Below are 14,565 nucleotides of genomic sequence, written 5' to 3'. Positions count from 1 at the left end.
AATACAAATAAGTGGATAGAAAATATAAGTCAAAATCAAATATATCAAACCTTTAGCACCTCTTCAAATACTTTTTCTACTCCTCTTACATAACGTTCAATTGAAAAATGGTTTATAACTCTTTCCCTTCCTTTTTCTCCCATCTGTTTTCTTAAATCTGGATTATTTATTAAAAATAAAATTTTTTCAGCAAAAGCCTCTGGATTTTTAGGAGGAACAAGAAATCCAGTTTCTCCATTTATAACGAGTTCAGAAATGCCAGGTATATTTGAAGCTACGACAGGCTTAGCCATAAGCATTGCCTCAAGAATTACCCTTGGTAATCCTTCTTTATCTGAGGTCATGACAAAAATATCAAATGCATTGATATAAGAAATAGCATCATTTTGAAAGCCTGTAAAGATTATATCATTGATTAGGTTTTTTCTTTTTGCTAATTCAACCAAATTTTCTTTTTCAGGACCTTCACCTACAATTATGAGTTTAATTTCATTATCAATTTTACTTCTAACTATACTGAATACCTCTATTAAATCTGATATTTTTTTTCTTTTCATAAGGGAGCCTACTGTTCCTATTGCTATTTCTTTTTCTGATGCTTCTATTTTTTTTCTTATTGTTTGCAGGGATTGCTTGGGCAATACAGCAATGTCTATGCCATCATAGACTACTATGCATTTTTCAGTGTTAATGTTCTGCTTAATAAGTTCATTTTTGACACCTGCTGATACGCATATTATTTTATTGACTGATGAATTTGTTAATTTTGCTTCAAAAAAATTAAGAACTGGCTCTACTCGGCAATGTAATACTGAGGGAATTCCTGTAATTTTTGAGGCTATTATCCCCTCAAGATTTGATGATGGTTGATTATTCATATATAATAAGTCGATTTTCAAATCTTTTATTATTTTGGCAATTCTTTTTGCGTTAGGTTTTATTTTATAAAAATAATCAATCCAGAAAATGATAATTTTTTTAATTTTTTTACTATAAAAGAATAAAATCCTGCTCACTTCCTTTATTATCTTTATAAATATCGCCTGAGATTTTTGTGGTAACAAAACAAACTTTATTCCGAGTTTTTCAATTTCTTTTTGGATATTAGAATCATTACCCTTATTATAATTGTAGTAAAATAAAACAGTAAAATTGTATTTTTTTCTATCAATTCTCTTGAGAAGTTCAATAAGGCTATTAGTGCCTCCTCCCCATTCTTTGCCTGTATCAAGAATTAATATATCATAAATTTTTTTCATAAATTCAAAAATTTTATTATAACTTTATAAACTTCTTCAACACTTATACTTTCCATACATACGGGATATTTACATTTTTTACTTATACATGGTTCACATGTTCTATTTTTTTTGATAATAAAATGCTTATCTAAATCATAATATGCTCCAGACCGATTAGGATCAGAAACAGCAAATAATCCAATTATCGGCGTTCCCAAAGCAATTGCCATATGCATTATTCCTGTATCTCCTGTAACTAAAACTCTGAACCTTTTTACGAGCGACGGTATATATTTTAAAGGAATTTTACCTGCGGAGACAACTGCTCCTTCTCCTATACCTTGAGCAATTTTTTTACAAAATGAATACTCACTTGGAGAACCGGTTATTATAATCTTTATTTTAGAGTCTAATTGGATTAATTTTTTTCCTAATTCTATAAATCTTTCAGGCAACCACATTCTACTTACAGTGGAAGCTCCCACTTGAAATCCTATAATTATGTCTTTGTCATCAATATTGTTTTGTTTTAAAAATATTTTTACAAAATTTTCTCCCCCATTTTGAATTGGCAAAACCATTCTCTTATCTCTAATATTGCATCCTATCAATTCTGCTGATTTAAATCTAACCTCAACTCCATGTGTAAAATCATCCCACGTATACAACTTGTTTGAGTTAGAAAGCAGAAATCTAAATCTATTTGTATTAGGCACCTTTACGATAAATCTCGCACCACCCAGATATGCCATTGGTGTTGCTTGAGGTTCGTTGCCATGAAGAATCACGGCTACATCGAATTTGTGTTTTCGAAACTCTCTTATTGTTTTAAAAAACTTTTTCCAGCCTCCGTAATAGGGAATTATTCCGTCTATGTGGGGGTTGTTTTCAAAAAGTTCCATGTTTTTTACATTGAAATGGGCAATTATTTTTGCATGGGGATATCTTTCCCTTATAGCTCTTATTGCAGGAGTTGCCATGAGTGTATCTCCAATAGCTGTTGAAGACACCACAAGAATATTCCTTACCTCATCTGGATTAAAATATTTCAGTTCTGTTTGCCTTTTGTCAAATTTTTTAATTAGTTTTAATAAAAAATACAAAAGATTTTCTCTTATCCTGAGTCTCATCTGCCTCTTTGGTTATAAATTGTTTAAAGTAATTATTTTAACAACTCATCAAGAAATTTTAGAAATTTATTTATTTCACTCCTATATCTTTCCTTTATTTTAAATGCCTTTTCAGCAACAATTTTAAATTTTTTTCTATCAATATCAACATCGTAGGCATGCCTGAAAAAATGTCTGAATGCTCTCAACTCATTAAGATACTAAAAACTCTCAATTTCACTTTTTAAAACTGCAATGCTTTCTTTCATATATAAGCATTCCTTCTTTCCTTATCTTTTCTCTAAAAGGAAGCTCGCTGAGTAATCTTATGTCCACTTCTCTTTTGAAGTATCTGTTTATCTCGGAGTAAAGCTTAAGAAGGGTTTCAAAATCTATATCTGGTTCTACAGCAATATTAACATCGGAATACTTATTAAAAGAAAGCTCTTACCATTGAACCATAAAGGTAAACCCTTTCCACTTCATATTTTCCCATAGCTTTGAAAGTCTCCTTACCATTGACAATATCTCATACTGTTCTTTTCTTTTAAGAGCTAATTTCCTTTCATTTTTTTCTAAAAGATAATTTTTGACTGACTGAATATCTATTTTGCAGCCTTTCATGTTTTGATTATATCACATAGTTTAGTTTTCTGAAAATTCTCACGAAAACAGACCCAATTTTCTCATGAATTGACCCAACTTTAGATTAAAATAACCCCATAAAAAAAGGGAATTTAGGATTTAAAGGAAATCCTAAATTTTGTCAATACTGAATAGATATCTGTGTTTTATAATGATAGAGGTGTCCCTATATCCTTCTACCACATAAACATAGTCATATTCTGTGCTGAGTGGACACCTTTGAGGAACATGAACAATTATACCTCATGAAATATGGATACTCTATTAATATAAAAAGAATAAAAAATCTAAAAAAGTTATACAATAAAGATGAAAAAACAAAAAAATAGAATTAAGTAAAATCAATGAGTTACGAGCCAAAAATAGCAATTTTGGACTATGAATTGATAAACTCGGAAGCTGTGACTTTAGCATGAGGAAATTCTTCCTTTAAAACTTTGAATACAGGAATTGTTAGCATGACATCTCCAATATTTCTGGGTTTAATTACGAGTATGTTTCTTGCCTTAGTTCTTAACAACATTTCTCATTAAAGTCTTATATAGCCTCTCAATTTTACAGAGCATTCCTTCAAACGAATATTTCTCTCTAACTAATTTAATTGCATTTTCAATTATTTGTAATTTAAGTTCTCTATCAGTTAATATTTTTAAAATTGCTTTATATATAGCATATGGATTTTTAGGTTCAATTAAGATTCCCGTTTGATTATTCTTTATTATCTCTCTGATAGAACCTGTATCACAAGCTATTACAGGAATTTTCATAGCTAATGCTTGTAATATTGATTGAGGAACGCCTTCATTCGCGATAGAAGGATGGACCAATACATCTAACGATGATATTATTTCCGGGATATCCTCTCTATATCCTGTCATAGAAACATATCTCTCAATTTCTAATTGTGTTATCAATTTTTTTAAATTTTTGAACTGAGGTCCGTCACCTACAATATAAAAGTGAATGTCTTTAATTTTTTCTATAACCAAAGGAACTGCTCTTAATAAATATTCGTGTCCTTTCCAACTTCTTAATATTCCTATAGTTCCTACTAAAAAACAATCATTTTTTCGTGAGTGGTTTATTTCATTCACTCTAAATTTATTTAGGTCGACACCTGTAGGTATTGATATTATCTTTGTCGGATCAAACTTATTTATTTTAACCATTCTTTCTTTTATAATTTCACCCGTTGTAATTACCGCATCGGGAATTAAATCATAGATAATTTTACTTGCATAAGATTTACTTATAGGTGTAGACAAATGTCTCGTTCTTATTATTTTTGGTTTGTTATAGGCTATTTTTGCAGCAATAGTAGCAATCCAGCTGTCTTTTGAGCTATGAGTATTTAGTATATCAACTTTTTCTTTTTCAATTAGAGATTTAATTTTTAAAAAGGAGAGCGGATTATATTTTGAAAAATGAATTGGAAAGACTTCTAAATTTTTCGCAAGAGCTTTTTGGAAAAGGATACTATCTTTTTCTGTGGCAATCAATACTCTATATCCTCTATCTCTCATGCCAAGTGCTTCCTGCAGAATTCTTATTTCCTGACCTCCCCAGCCTTTAGATGATTCAGTATGTAATATGGTTAATTTTTTATATCCCTTTAACATCATCTCTTTTGTCAAATTTTTTAATTAGTTTTAATAAAAAATACAAAAGATTTTCTCTTATCCTGAGTCTCATCTGCCTCTTTGGTTATAAATTGTTTAAAGTAACTATTTTAACAACTCATCAAGAAAATTCAAAAATTTATCTATTTCACTTTTATATTTTTTCTTTAATTTCAATGCCTTTTCAGCAACAATTTTAAATTTTTTTCTATCAATATCAACATCGTAGGCATGCCTGAAAAAATGTCTGAATGCTCTCAACTCATTAAGATATTGAAAACTTTCATCTGAAAACAGAGCAGGTCTTATGCCCTTAATCTCAAGATTCATCCTCTCCAGTAGAGATTTATGCAAGTAGTCCTCATCTATTGTGTTTTCAAAGGTTTTAGCGATGTTTTTAAAAATTCTTTCAAAGCCAGTATAGATTTGATTTATATAAAAGGCAGATTCAATCAGTTTTGAATACTCTCCTGTTTTTTCAAATTCTTTGTAGGAAGCAGAAAATCTCTTAAAAAGTCTATTTAACTTCTCAGTATCTTTCTCAATTTCACTTTTTAAAACTGCAATGCTTTCTTTCATATATAAGCATTCCTTCTTTCCTTATCTTTTCTGCAAAAGGAAGCTCGCTGAGTAATCTTATGTCCACTTCTCTTTTGAAGTATCTGTTTATCTCAGAGTAAAGCTTAAGAATGGCTTCAAAATCTATATCTGGTTCTACAGCAATATCAACATCTGAATACTTATTAAAAGAAAGCTCTACCATTGAACCATAAAGGTAAACTCTTTCCACTCCATATTTTTCCCATAGCTTTGAAAGTCTCCTTACCATTGACAATATCTCATCCCGCTCTTTTCTTTTAAGAGCTAATTTCCTTTCATTTTTTTCTAAAAGATAATTTTTGACTGACTGAATATCTATTTTGCAGCCTTTCATGTTTTGATTATATCACATAGTTTTCAAAAATCTCTTTTACCTCATCAGGATTGAAATAAATTAATTGAGGCTGTTCAATTACCAACGGTCATTCCGATGGGTCTTCTCCTTAAAAGAGAAAAGGAGATTCCTCACTTCGTTCGGAATGACATGGACGAACAGAGGAGATTCCTCGTCGCTAACGCTCCTCGGAGTAACAGAAGAGGAACGCTCATTGGAATGACAGGAAAAAGGTGCAATGACAGAAAGCGAATCCGAAGGATACATATATTCTCTTACCCTGAGCGAAGCGAAAGGTCTCATCTTTTAGAGCGGAGAAGATTCTTCTTCCGCATACACGGCATTGGAATAGCAAACTTTTTGGGCAACTCATATTAGAAACTGAAGTAGACAAAAGAAATCAAAATTATATAAGGATAACAAGATTATCTCTGTGGACTATTTCATCTGAGTATTTATATCCAAGAATTTTTTCAATTTCTGAAGATTTTTTGCCTTTTATGAGTTTTATTTCACAGGAGGAATAGTTAACCAATCCTTTTGCAATTCTTTCTCCTTTTTCATCAACACAATATACTGCATCACCAACATCAAAATCTCCTTCAACTTTTTTTATTCCTGATGGTAAAAGACTTTTCCCGTTTTTAAGTAATGCTTTAACAGCGCCTTCATCAATATAAAGATTACCTTTTGCTCTTGTTGCATAGGCAATCCAGCCTTTTCTGGATGTTACTTTTTGAGCTACTGGTTCAAAGTATGTGCCTATCTGTTTTCCTTCTATTACAGCTTTAATATTTCCATAGCTTCTTCCGCTTACAATATGAACAGGGATTCCAAATGAGGTTGCTTTCTTTGCAGCCATAACTTTTGAGTACATGCCACCTGTTCCGTATCCTGTGCTTGTTGGTTTGGCGATCTCTATAAGTTCTTTTGAAACCTCTTTAACATGTTTTATTATCTTAGCATCAGGGTCTTTTTTAGGATCAGATGTATATAGTCCTTCAACATCTGATAAAATTATCAAATGATTTGCTTCAATAAGCCCTGAAACAAGTGCTGCAAGCTGGTCATTATCACCAAATTTTATTTCATCTGTAGCAACAGTGTCGTTTTCATTTATTATAGGAATAACATCCATCTCAAGAAGTGTAAGAATCGTATTTTTTGCATTAACATAGCGAATTCTATCACTGAGGTCATCTCTTGTAAGAAGAATCTGAGCGATATGTTTTTTATATTTAAGAAAAGATCTTTCATACATCCACATAAGAAGAGGTTGTCCAACAGCAGCTGTAGCCTGTTTTTTTCTTATTTCTCTGGGTTTAGTTTTAAGTCCGAGTTTCCTTAAGCCAGAAGCGATTGCTCCGGAGGAAACCATCACAACTTCAATTGATTTATTATGAAGTTCGGAAACTTCCTTTGCCAAAGAAAGAATTCTTTTTTGGTTAATGCGTCCTGCTTTGTCAGTTAAAAGATTACTCCCTATTTTTACAACAATCCGCATTTTTTACCCACTTTCTCTGAAAGATAATGTAAAAGTTTATCAATACCTTCTTTTTTTACTGCACTTATTGGGAAAAAATCAATACCTTTTTCTTCACAATATTTTTTAAGCTTTCCAAGTCTGTCCCCTTTATAGGCAATGTCAATCTTAGTTCCAACAACTGCAAATGGCTTTTTTGTAAGGGCTGGATTATAAAGTTCAAGTTCTTTCTGAATTTTCTCAAAGTCTTCCCGAGGGTCAGACTCAGAAAAATCTGATACATCAACAAGATGAAGGAGCAAAGAGGTTCTTTCAACATGCCTTAGAAATTGATGTCCAAGTCCTGCTCCTTTATGAGCACCTTCAATTAATCCTGGGATATCAGCAACAACAAAACTTTGATAATTTTCATATTTTACAACTCCAAGCACAGGTATAAGGGTTGTAAATGGATAATCTGCAATCTTTGGTTTGGCTGAGCTTATTACTGAAATCAAAGTTGATTTGCCAGCATTGGGAAGACCTATTAACCCTACATCTGCAAGGAGCTTAAGCTCAAGAATTACCCATCTTTCTTGTCCTTTTTCTCCTGGTTGAGCATATCTTGGAGCTTGATTTGTTGGAGTCGCAAAATGAGCATTTCCGAAGCCACCTCTGCCACCCTTTGCAACAATAAAATATTTTTCTTCTTCATCAAGATCTGCGAGAACTTCCTCTGTTTCAGCATCTTTAACTACAGTTCCAACAGGTACTTTTATTATCAGGTTTTCTCCATCTTTTCCTTTCATATTACTTCCTTTTCCATGTTGTCCTCTCTGGGCTTTATAGACTTTTTGATATCTATGGTCAAGAAGTGTATGAAGTTCTGAAGAAGCTTGAATTATTACATCTCCGCCTTTTCCACCATCTCCGCCGTCAGGACCTCCTTTGGGAACATATTTTTCCCTGCGGAAGCTTATACAGCCTCTGCCACCGTCACCAGCTTTTACATAGATTTTTACATAATCAATGAATTGCATGGAAGAAGAAAGGGTGGTTTTAGCCACCCTTTGATTTATTGGGCAGGTTCAATTACTGGATAAACGCTTACTTTGAGTCTCTGCTTGTCTTTTCTTTCAAATTTAACAATTCCATCAATCAAGGCAAACAGGGTATAGTCAGAACCAACCCCTACATTTGCTCCAGGATGAAATTTTGTTCCTCTCTGACGAACAAGAATATTTCCAGCTTTAACAAACTGTCCACCGAATCTTTTTACGCCAAGTCTTTTAGCCTGGCTATCTCTTCCGTTTCTTGAACTTCCAACTCCTTTTTTATGTGCCATTTTTATCCTCCTACAATTTCTTTTATCTTTATTTTAGTATACCATTGTCTGTGTCCTTTTAGCTTGTGGATAGCTTTTTTTGAAGGAGGACTGTAGACAAGAACTTTCTTGTCTTTTTTCTCATCAATAACTTCAGCTTTAACTTTTACACCTTCAATATACGGATTTCCTATCTTAAGTCCCTCATTCCCTTTAAAAAGTAAAACCTTATCAAAAATTACTTCCTGCCCTGGTTCAATATTGAGTTTTTCAATTTTTACTATGTCTCCAGATTTAACTCTAAATTGTTTTCCTCCTGTTTCTATAATCGCGTACATGAAACACCTCCTTATGGAATTACTTTATTCAATGGATACTCAACAAAACCTGATGCACCTGCATCTTTGAGCTTAGGTAAAAGTTCTCTAACTTTTTTCTCGTTTATAATAACTTCTACTGCATACCATTCTTCATCATAAAGCTGAGAAATTGTTGGCGAATGTAATGAATTAAGTAAACATAGCACTTTCTTAAGAGAATCCTTTGGAACATTCATCTTGAGTCCCACTTTTTCTTCAGCCAATAAAGCACCCTGAAGAAGCATCGCTATATCCTGCATTTTTTTCTTTTTCCATGAGTTTTTCCATGCATTTTTATTTGTAATAAAACGGGTGGTTGATTCAAGAATTGTTTCAATAACGCGTAATTTATTTGCCTTTAAGGACGTCCCGGTTTCTGTTAAATCAACAATTGCATCAGCAAGATAAGGTGGTTTAACCTCTGTTGCTCCCCATGAAAAATAAACTTCAGCTTTGATGCCTTTTGATTTTAAATATCTTTTTGTGTATCCAACAAGTTCGGTAGCAATCCTTTTACCCTGCAAGTCTTCAACTGTTTTTATCGGAGAGTCTTCTGGAACAGCTATAACCCATTTGACAGGCCTAAATCCTTCTTTTGCATATCTCAATTCAGCAACCTCTATTACATCAACATTTTGCTCAAGAATCCAATCATATCCTGTAAGTCCGCAATCAAGATATCCTTTTTCAACATAAACTGGTACCTCTTGTGCTCTTAAAAGCATACCTGAGATTTCTTCATCATCAATTACAGGATAATATGACCTGTGTGAAACATGTATATTGTATCCTGCCTTCTTAAAGAGCTTTAATGTGGTTTCTTGAAGACTTCCCTTAGGCAATCCGAGTTTTAAGACTTTATCCTTCATTTTATTTAGATGTCCCTCCTAAATAAATTTAGAAATTTTAGTTTAAAATTTTTATTAATTTTCCGTCAACTTTTTTTGCCATTCAGGGGCTGCGTATGCGGAAGAAGAATCTTCTCTGCTCTAAAATATGAGACCATTTACTTCGCTCAGGGTGACAGAATATATGTGTCCTTCAGATTCGCTCTCTCTGTAATTCCGCCTTTTTTCCTGCTATCCCGAACTTCTCTTGTCATTCCAATGCACGTTCCTCTTCTGTCATCGTATATTAAACAATGGAGAGATTGAAGATCGTGGTTATGGTTTACAATTATAGAGGAGGAGTGAAAGTGAAGGAGAGGAAGAGCGAGGTGTCATTCCGAGGAGCGACAGCGAGGAGGAATCTCATTTTTTCTCCCGAGTATCAAAGATTCCTCGCATCCATTGAGAATGCTCGGAATGACAAAAAAGATTGTTCAATTATTAAGGAGCATTGAAACCATTGAAATGACAGTTAGTATAAGTTTTTTAAATTTAAAGGCTTTCAACATCAATAACTTATAAAGTGCCGAAGGCGGGATTTGAACCCGCACGGCGTTACCACCACCAGATCCTGAATCTGGCGCGTCTGCCAATTCCGCCACTTCGGCATATAGTATTTTAAACTTTTTTATTATCTTTTCTTCAAGAATTAATCCAAAGAGGTATGATTTATATAAAAAATTTATTAAACTATTTAAAAGTTTTAACAAACCTAAGAATTAAAAATTGATATTATATTTTTGATGAGTCAAATATATCACTATTTTGATTGTCCATCCCCTTGATTTCCTGTCTCATTAATGTTTGACAATACTTTGATACTTAAAAGGAGGAATTATCATGAAAATTTCAAAACTTATTCAATTAGTAAGTATTACAACACTTTTTTCTTTTATATTTCTTTTTGTTATTTTTTACTTTACTGGAAAAACTTCTCAGGATAATGTCAGAGAACTTGTGGACAAGGATATTCAGCTTCTTGTTGCGTACAAAGATATTTATGGACATGGTTCTCAGACATTAGCTTCGGTCAGAAATGTTCTGGCATCTAATGATGAACAGTCAAAGAAAAATGCTGAGAAATACTATAAAGAGTTAATACAGACGATTGATGAAACAATAAAAATAGCACCTGCTAACATACAGGAAGAATTGAAAAAACTTCTAAAAATGTGGCAAGACAATCATGTTTTAATAGCAGAAATAATTAAACTTACAGAACAAGGTAAAAAAGAAGAAGCCCTTAAGAAATCACAAGAACTTACAAATGGATTCAGAAAAGCAAGGGATATAGTTTTTAATCTTAGTGATTTGCAAAAATCTAAGTTTTTAAAAGCAAAAGAAAATATGGCAAATACCATGAAAAGAAACTTTTATCTCTTTGCAGGAATATTTGTATTTGCAGCTCTTTTGACCAACATATTTTTGTTTTTCATGAAAAAGTCATTAAAGGTTATCCCAGAGATGGCATTAAAGATGGAAGAGATAGCAAAGGGAGCAGACAGGGGTGATATAGGGTCAATAGAGTTTGATAAAAAACTTGAGGAGAGGAAAGATGAGATAGGCTTAATAGCCAGAGGAGTAAGAAAGGTTGATGAATTCACTTTATCAGTAATAGAAAATGTAAAGAAATCTCTGGGGACGATTCAATCAGTAATAGGAGCACTTGAGGCAAATGTTGAGACATTAAAAAAGAAAGCAGCGGAGCAGACATCACAGTCTCATCAAATAGCTACAGCAGCAGAAGAGATGAGTCAGACAATAACTGATATAGCAAGAAATGCCTCTCAGGCATCTGACTTAGCAACAGAATCACAAAATATTGCACATGAAGGAGTAACACTTTCTGATAAATCAACAACAATAGTCCAATCAGCTAATCATTCAACCACAGAATTGAAAAGAACAATAGATTCGCTGAATAAGAGAGTAGAGGAAATTGGAGAGATAGTTACAGTTATCAAAGACATAGCAGACCAGACAAATTTGCTTGCTCTTAACGCAGCAATAGAGGCAGCTCGGGCAGGAGAGCAAGGAAGAGGCTTTGCAGTAGTGGCAGATGAAGTGAGGAAACTTGCAGAAAGAACAATAAAATCTACAGAAGAGATATCACAGAAAATAGAGGCGGTACAGGCAGAATCAAGGGAATCATTGAAAAGCATGGATGTGACAGCAAGGGAGGTAGCTGAGGCACTGGAAGCATTAAATGAAGTAAAGGATGCATTGAACAGGATAGCAGAACATTCAATAAAAGTAAAGGATACAATAACGCAGATAGCTACAGCTACAGAGCAGCAATCCTCAACATCTGATGAGGTAGCCCGTTCAGCAGAGCGTTCAAGTGGGCTTGCTCAGGATGTAAAAATAACATCAGAGACAGTGGGACAGGAAGTGGAAAATCTTAATGAAGTCATAAAAAAACTTACTGAGGCTATTAGAGGTACAAAAGTTTGATGAGTTATAATTGAGGTTATTCAAGGTTCTTTCTGTCATTCTGAGCATCCTCAATGGGTGATAGGAATCTATGAACCATTTCGTTACGGAGAAAGAGGAGATTCCTCACTCCGCTTTCGCTCTGTTCGGAATGACATTTTTATTGTGACCCTGAGCGGTAGCGGGGCATCTTTCTCTAGAGACGATGAGATTTCTCGGTTGCTTCTGCGGTCTCGGAATTACAGATGAAGGTAAAAGAAAAATAACAGGACTTGTAATTTATTGATTTTCATACATTATAAATTTTAGAACAGTCTCAAACATAGTAAAGGAGGTTTTAAGATGAGAGATGATAATATTTATGAAAGAATAGTAGAAGAATATATAAAAAGAAGGAATCAGTTTATGAGAGAAAAGTTTATACAAAAACGATGGAATTTTTTTAAATCTTATTGGAAAAGATCGTTAGGTAAAGAAGATGAATTCAAAAGGCTTAGAGATGTTGATATGGAGTTTCAGAATAATTTTGAAAAATATCTAAAAAAATATTTAGATAGTCCTGATATAAAAATAGATGACTTAAAAGAGTATATTGCCAAGCTTAAAAATCATTCACTTAAATTAAATTACAGACTTTCAGTATTGCCAGTAACATTATCAACATTTTTCTTTTTCTTCTATCAATTTAATTTGTACGAAGATATTATTAAAAAAATTAAAGCCAATTTTTTTATAGAAAAGGTCGTTGGTATTATTACTGTGGGGTCTATTTTTATGATTATATTCCTTGCTTTTAATGAACAAATAAAACTAAAAGAATATAAGTCAGCTTATGAAGAGCTTTATAATATTTTGGATAGATTTATTAAGAATAAGTAGAGAAAGTAGAGAATATAGTTATAATGTATTTTAAAAACTGCAAGTAAGTTAAAGTTTTTCCTGCCTCCTGATACAGAAAGTTTAACTTCTACTAATTTGATTTTATCCACTGTTAAGAGGCTCAATATAGCATTGTAATATCTGAATTTTTTCATTGAAAATATTATACAATTTTGTTTAACCTATAAATAGCAATAAAATGTTACCAAAATATACATTTTATTGCTACAAAAAGTAACGCAAATTTAAATGCTCTAATTTTTTCTTTAATTATTAAGACGTTTTATATTTGAAAAAGTCAGGCATAATTTTTGCTGCATTTATTTTTGGTGAGAAGTGAATTCAAAAAATAATTATGTTCATTGAAAAGAATTTTTTGCAATCAATAGGGCTGGTCAATTTCTTTCTGTCATTCCGAAGGGTCTCAATGACCCTGAGGAATCTCTGATTTGTTCCATTTGAGAAAAAACAGAGGAGATTCCTCGTTGCTTATGTTCCTTGGAATGACAGGTGGGGCGGAATGATAGAAAAATGAGAGATATGATAGATGGATGCAATTTAAAAATAACGCAGCTTGTAGTTTATTGATTTTCAATAAATTGCAAGTTTTTGAACAATCTTAAACTAAAAAAAGGAGGGGAAGAGTATGTTTAAGAACCTTACAATTGGTAAAAAACTCGGGATTGGTTTTGGGGTTGTTATAGCATTATTAATAATTCTTGGATTTTTGGTGTTCACCCAATTGACAGCCATTGAAGGAAAGTTAGGAGATATTGATGAAAGAACAAATAAGCTAAATGATGCAGCAATTATAAGGAAAGAAGTTAAAGATATATTGACCACCATAAGAGACATAATGCTGACTGATGATATAAAGCGAAAAGAGGAGATGAAAAAAGAAATTGATGAACATAGGAAGATTTATAAAGAAAAATTTGAAACTTTAGAAAAAGTTACCCGTTCTGAGCAGGGAAAGAAAATACTACAAGAAATAGAAAATGCTATAAAAGATGCTGCATCGGCAAATAATAAAGTTATAGAACTAAGTTTTGCAGGAAAAAATAAGGAAGCTATAGCATTTTTTAACAAAGAGTTGCCTAAGAAAGTTGAAAGGATTAACAAGTCACTTGATGCTGCTGTGAGCTTTCAACATGAAAATTTAAGTAAAAGAGTGAATGAAATCAAAACTTCCATTAGAACTCAAATAGTTATATTAATTGTTATATCACTCGCGAGTGCCTGTATCGGAATTTTCTTTGCTCTCTTCATTTCTCGTTCAGTCAAGAAACCTGTAACAGAGCTTAAGGGAGTTTTAGGGAAAGTAGCACAGGGAGACCTCTCAGTTGATATAAAAGTAGAAAGCAAAGACGAACTTGGAATGATTGCACAATCAGTGCATGAAGCAATAACAAGTATAAAGCGTCTCATAGCAGAATCAAAGACAATCTCAAGCTCTCTTGCATCATCTTCTGAAGAACTTTCAGCAACAACAGAAGAGATATCAAGAAACCTCAAATCCCAGACAGAAAGAGCAAGCCAGATAGCATCTGCAGCAGAAGAAATGAGCCAGACAGTAGTTGACATAGCAAAGAATGCATCAAACATAGCAGAAGTAAGTGTAACAACAGCCAGTGTTGCAAAAGAAGGCAAAGACATGACAATGAACACAGCAC

16 protein-coding genes, 1 tRNA gene and 1 pseudogene are annotated in these 14,565 nt (G+C 32.9%); 3 read left to right on the top strand and 15 right to left on the bottom strand.

Annotated features, from left to right (window positions below):
- Positions 1-44: 44 nt before the first annotated feature.
- From FLY87_RS02260 to FLY87_RS02195, 15 genes and pseudogenes are all read right to left on the bottom strand, one after another.
- Entirely contained in the window at positions 45-1,259 is a 1,215-nt protein-coding gene (locus FLY87_RS02260; RefSeq protein ID WP_141266211.1) for a glycosyltransferase, read from the bottom strand.
- The gene (locus tag FLY87_RS02255; protein WP_141266210.1) at positions 1,256-2,371 is read right to left on the bottom strand and encodes a glycosyltransferase family 9 protein; all 1,116 of its coding nucleotides are present in this window, start codon (positions 2,369-2,371) and stop codon (positions 1,256-1,258) included. The genes FLY87_RS02260 and FLY87_RS02255 overlap by 4 nt, the downstream gene beginning before the upstream one ends.
- A 32-nt stretch (positions 2,372-2,403) precedes the next feature.
- Positions 2,404-2,559: a hypothetical protein gene (locus tag FLY87_RS10080; RefSeq protein ID WP_181405962.1), complete on the bottom strand. Its 156-nt coding sequence runs from the start codon at positions 2,557-2,559 to the stop codon at positions 2,404-2,406.
- A gap of 28 nt (positions 2,560-2,587) precedes the next feature.
- Positions 2,588-2,767 (bottom strand): annotated as a pseudogene (locus FLY87_RS10380) (hypothetical protein); the annotation flags it as partial.
- A 30-nt stretch (positions 2,768-2,797) separates the two neighbouring features.
- Positions 2,798-2,974 (bottom strand): hypothetical protein, encoded by a 177-nt coding sequence (locus FLY87_RS10070; RefSeq protein WP_181405961.1) that lies wholly within the window; start codon positions 2,972-2,974, stop codon positions 2,798-2,800.
- Between the two features lie 397 nt (positions 2,975-3,371).
- Positions 3,372-3,515 carry a glycosyltransferase family 9 protein gene (locus tag FLY87_RS02245; RefSeq protein ID WP_141266209.1) on the bottom strand — a complete coding sequence of 48 codons (144 nt, stop codon included), beginning with the start codon at positions 3,513-3,515 and terminating at the stop codon, positions 3,372-3,374.
- Positions 3,502-4,614 carry a glycosyltransferase family 4 protein gene (locus FLY87_RS02240; RefSeq protein WP_181405960.1) on the bottom strand — a complete coding sequence of 371 codons (1,113 nt, stop codon included), beginning with the start codon at positions 4,612-4,614 and terminating at the stop codon, positions 3,502-3,504. Before FLY87_RS02240 ends, FLY87_RS02245 begins: the two co-directional genes overlap by 14 nt.
- A gap of 105 nt (positions 4,615-4,719) precedes the next feature.
- A complete protein-coding gene (locus FLY87_RS02235; protein ID WP_028842004.1) occupies positions 4,720-5,193 on the bottom strand; it encodes a hypothetical protein in 474 nt (157 codons plus the stop codon).
- Positions 5,162-5,548 carry a nucleotidyltransferase family protein gene (locus FLY87_RS02230; protein WP_028842003.1) on the bottom strand — a complete coding sequence of 129 codons (387 nt, stop codon included), beginning with the start codon at positions 5,546-5,548 and terminating at the stop codon, positions 5,162-5,164. Before FLY87_RS02230 ends, FLY87_RS02235 begins: the two co-directional genes overlap by 32 nt.
- Before the next feature lie 406 nt (positions 5,549-5,954).
- Positions 5,955-7,052 (bottom strand): glutamate 5-kinase, encoded by a 1,098-nt coding sequence (proB, locus tag FLY87_RS02225; RefSeq protein ID WP_012546492.1) that lies wholly within the window; start codon positions 7,050-7,052, stop codon positions 5,955-5,957.
- On the bottom strand, positions 7,037-8,050 hold the full coding sequence (obgE, locus tag FLY87_RS02220; RefSeq protein WP_012545625.1) for a GTPase ObgE: 1,014 nt from the start codon (positions 8,048-8,050) through the stop codon (positions 7,037-7,039). Before obgE ends, proB begins: the two co-directional genes overlap by 16 nt.
- 35 nt (positions 8,051-8,085) lie before the next feature.
- The gene (gene rpmA / locus FLY87_RS02215; RefSeq protein ID WP_012545975.1) at positions 8,086-8,355 is read right to left on the bottom strand and encodes a 50S ribosomal protein L27; all 270 of its coding nucleotides are present in this window, start codon (positions 8,353-8,355) and stop codon (positions 8,086-8,088) included.
- A gap of 2 nt (positions 8,356-8,357) precedes the next feature.
- Complete coding sequence (gene rplU, locus FLY87_RS02210) at positions 8,358-8,672, bottom strand: 50S ribosomal protein L21 (RefSeq protein WP_012545103.1); 315 nt, start codon at positions 8,670-8,672, stop codon at positions 8,358-8,360.
- Positions 8,673-8,683: 11 nt separating this feature from the next.
- Positions 8,684-9,562 carry an ATP phosphoribosyltransferase gene (gene hisG, locus FLY87_RS02205; RefSeq protein ID WP_012545705.1) on the bottom strand — a complete coding sequence of 293 codons (879 nt, stop codon included), beginning with the start codon at positions 9,560-9,562 and terminating at the stop codon, positions 8,684-8,686.
- 542 nt (positions 9,563-10,104) lie between these two features.
- A tRNA-Leu gene (locus FLY87_RS02195) sits at positions 10,105-10,188 on the bottom strand.
- 232 nt (positions 10,189-10,420) lie between these two features.
- On the opposite strand from FLY87_RS02195, the gene FLY87_RS02190 reads away from it, so the two are divergent.
- From FLY87_RS02190 to FLY87_RS02180, 3 genes are all read left to right on the top strand, one after another.
- Positions 10,421-12,034, top strand: a complete 1,614-nt coding sequence (locus FLY87_RS02190) for a methyl-accepting chemotaxis protein (protein WP_141266206.1) — start codon at positions 10,421-10,423, stop codon at positions 12,032-12,034.
- A 321-nt stretch (positions 12,035-12,355) separates the two neighbouring features.
- Positions 12,356-12,892, top strand: coding sequence for a hypothetical protein (locus tag FLY87_RS02185; RefSeq protein ID WP_141266205.1), 537 nt, complete (start codon positions 12,356-12,358; stop codon positions 12,890-12,892).
- 646 nt (positions 12,893-13,538) lie between these two features.
- A partial coding sequence (locus FLY87_RS02180) for a methyl-accepting chemotaxis protein (RefSeq protein ID WP_141266204.1) occupies positions 13,539-14,565 on the top strand: 1,027 nt, incomplete at its 3' end.

The organism is Thermodesulfovibrio sp. Kuro-1, from assembly GCF_006538445.1.
In the GTDB taxonomy this organism is placed as follows: Bacteria; Nitrospirota; Thermodesulfovibrionia; order Thermodesulfovibrionales; family Thermodesulfovibrionaceae; genus Thermodesulfovibrio; species Thermodesulfovibrio yellowstonii.
The sequence above is the reverse complement of the archived record's forward strand: the minus strand, read 5'-3'. Positions and strand labels throughout refer to the sequence as shown.